Origin of the sequence: Mycobacterium sp. (assembly GCF_049281135.1) — a bacterium.
Classification (GTDB): Bacteria; Actinomycetota; Actinomycetes; order Mycobacteriales; family Mycobacteriaceae; genus Mycobacterium.
In genome coordinates, this window is record NZ_JBAPRN010000330.1 from 1 (window position 1) to 2,618 (window position 2,618).

Annotated in this window: 2 protein-coding genes and 1 pseudogene; 1 reads left to right on the forward strand and 2 read right to left on the reverse strand. The window is 66.4% G+C overall.

Going from position 1 to position 2,618, the window contains the following annotated elements; genetic code table 11:
- Together WAN02_RS13490 and WAN02_RS13495 are read right to left on the reverse strand one after the other, a co-directional pair.
- Positions 1–699 (reverse strand): annotated as a pseudogene (locus WAN02_RS13490) (hypothetical protein); the annotation flags it as partial.
- On the reverse strand, positions 696–1,271 hold the full coding sequence (locus tag WAN02_RS13495; RefSeq protein ID WP_422264697.1) for a TetR/AcrR family transcriptional regulator: 576 nt from the start codon (positions 1,269–1,271) through the stop codon (positions 696–698). The pseudogene WAN02_RS13490 and the gene WAN02_RS13495, both read right to left, overlap by 4 nt.
- A 28-nt stretch (positions 1,272–1,299) precedes the next feature.
- On the opposite strand from WAN02_RS13495, the gene WAN02_RS13500 reads away from it, so the two are divergent.
- The gene (locus tag WAN02_RS13500) at positions 1,300–2,547 is read left to right on the forward strand and encodes a sulfotransferase family protein (protein WP_422264698.1); all 1,248 of its coding nucleotides are present in this window, start codon (positions 1,300–1,302) and stop codon (positions 2,545–2,547) included.
- Positions 2,548–2,618: the final 71 nt, after the last annotated feature.

Genomic DNA, 2,618 nt, shown 5'->3' on the forward strand with positions numbered 1-2,618 from the left:
TGCATGAGCGATCTCGTGGCCGAGCGCGTGCGAATCGTCAACTCGCTCACCCACGGCCAGCGGCACGATTGCGAACATCGTTCGCATCCAGGCCGCAGTTGCCCGAAGCTTTGCCGCAGTCTCGGCGTCACCGTGCCGAATGGGGTCGGGCTCATCGAGTGCCTCGATGTGCCAGTTGACCGCGCGCCCGGTCAGGGGATCGGCCTGGTAGTCGCGAGTCATCAGCACTGCCGCGTCCGGAGTCGGTCCGAGTTCGAACGCGAAGTTACCCGCGGCGTCGATGTCGAGGTTGTCATCGCGCACGATCGCCACGATGCGGTCCGACCACGCCCCTGGCGCTGGTTCGTTGTACGCCGTCAGCGAGAAGTAGACGCTGTCGCCGCGGTTGCCGCTGATTCGATAACGGCGCGCGGGATCGACCGGACAGATGTAGTAGTAGGCGTCGGTGTTGTCGCCTCCCCATCGCCGGTCGCGCCGGAAGGGGGTGTTGACTTCCACGAACATCGGCCGGCTCGGTTCACCGAACAGATAGGTGTCGAATGCGACGCCCAGGGTGGTCGCGAGCATCCGGTAGCCGTCGGCGATCTGCCGGTCGTCGGTGACGGCGCGCTCACCGTCCAGGAATGAGCGATCCAGCCCACCCAGGGTGTCCAGTAGCTCACGCCATGCGGCGGTGGACTCGTGCTCGCTGTTGGTCATGCGCTGATTCCTCTCGTGATCAGTGCGGCGGTGCGGTCGACCCAGGAATCGTCAAGCGCATCCCCGCGGGTGAGCAGCGCCAGGAAAGTGGTGCCGGCGACGACCTCGACCATCTCGGCAGCGGTGACGTCGGGCCGTGCCTCCCCACGTTCGACAGCATCGGCCAGGCGGTCGGTCAGCCCGTGCGACAGGATGTCGCCGAAACGCTCCAGCAGAGCCGAGTGCAGCGTCAGGTCGGCGGCCATCTCGCCCACCAGGCCAGGCAGGGCGGCCCGCGCAGCCGGGGTGGTCAAAACGTCTGCCGTGCGACGGACCATCTCACGCACATCCCCGGCCAACGATCCGGTGTCGGCGAGCACGGTGGCGTCGCCGATCGGGAAGACCGCCTCGTGAACGAGGTGTGCCTTGCTGGGCCAGCGCCGATAGATCGCCGGTTTGCTGGTGCCGGCCCGTCGTGCGATCGCATCGACCGACAAGTCGGCGTAGCCGGTCTCGGCAAGCAGCTCGACGGTCGAGCGCATGACCGCGCTGTCGATGCGTTTGTCGCGGGGGCGGCCAAGCTCTGTCGTCATTACGAAACTCAAAGTAACATAAGTCGCCGTGACCGACGCCGCTGCCGCACTCGTGCATCTCGATGATTTGGCCGAACCGCGCTTCAGCCCCCAGATCGACCAGATCCGCGAGTTGATGGCCACGATGGCGCCAGACTGCCCGCTGGACGCCGATGCGCTACACGCCAAAGCCGCGGCCGAGACTGGCCTGGCCGACTTCGGCCCTGACGACTACCGGGAGCGCCTGGAGGTCTACCTGGCCGCCCTACGCGAGATCGACGGCCTGCACGGCCCTGGGATCGTCAATTTCCACGCCCAGGTGCTGCAGTCGCTGAAGAATCGGCTGCTGCTCAACGATCTACTCGCTCGACATCCCGAAATCCGGGATATCGAGTTGCTACCGCCCGTCGTCATCGCGGGGTTGCCGCGGACCGGCACCACCCATTTGCACAACCTGCTGGCAGCGGGGCCGACGTTTCGCACTATCCCGTACTGGGAGAGCGTCGAGCCTTTTCCGCTGCCCGCCGAGCTGGGAGCCGAGCCGGATCCGCGCAGGGCACGCATGGATGCGGCCGTCGAGTTCATGAACGCCGCGATGCCGCACTTTCCGCTCATGCACGAGATGACCACCGACCACGTCCATGAAGAGATCCAGCTGCTGGCCAACGACTTCTCGACGATGCTCTTCGAGACGCTGGGCCACGTGCCACGCTGGCGCGACTACTACTTGGCGCACGACCAGACCTCGTCCTACGAGCACCTGCGCGTGCAGTTGAAAGCCCTGCTATTCCTTCGAGGCGGCCGTCGGTGGCTGCTGAAGTCACCGCAGCACCTCGAGCAGCTGCCGGTGCTGGATGCCGTCTTCCCAGGCGTAGTTGTGGTCTGCACCCACCGCGACCCGGTGCCGGTGGTCCTGTCGATGCTGGCGATGATCACCTACACCGCCCGGATGCATCGATCTCCGGTGCCGGTGCAAGAGATCGCCACATCATGGGCAGAGCGACTGCAACACATGCTCGACGCGCTGGCGCGCGACCGGGACGTCATCCCGCCGACGCGCTCGATCGACGTGCGCTTCGACGAGTTCATGTCCGACGAACTCGGGACCGCCGAACGAATCTACGACCTTGCCGGCGAACCACTCACTGGGCCGGCCCGCGCCGCGCTCGCCGATTACTTGGATCACCACCAGCGCGGACGGTTGGGCAGCGTCGCGACGTCGGCCGATATGTTCGGTCTCGACGAGCGCGACCTGCCCGACCGTTTCGCCCGCTATCGCGAGCGCTTCTTGGCCTGACGGCGCCTAAGCAGCGTCTGGGGGCGCCGGCGCTTCGTTCGCCGGGGCACCGGCCGGGGCGGCATCTGGAG

Bases quoted from the DNA above. Each gene is read 5' to 3' on its own strand.
- WAN02_RS13495 (WP_422264697.1), bottom strand. From the start codon at position 1,271: ATGACGACAGAGCTTGGCCGCCCCCGCGACAAACGCATCGACAGCGCG.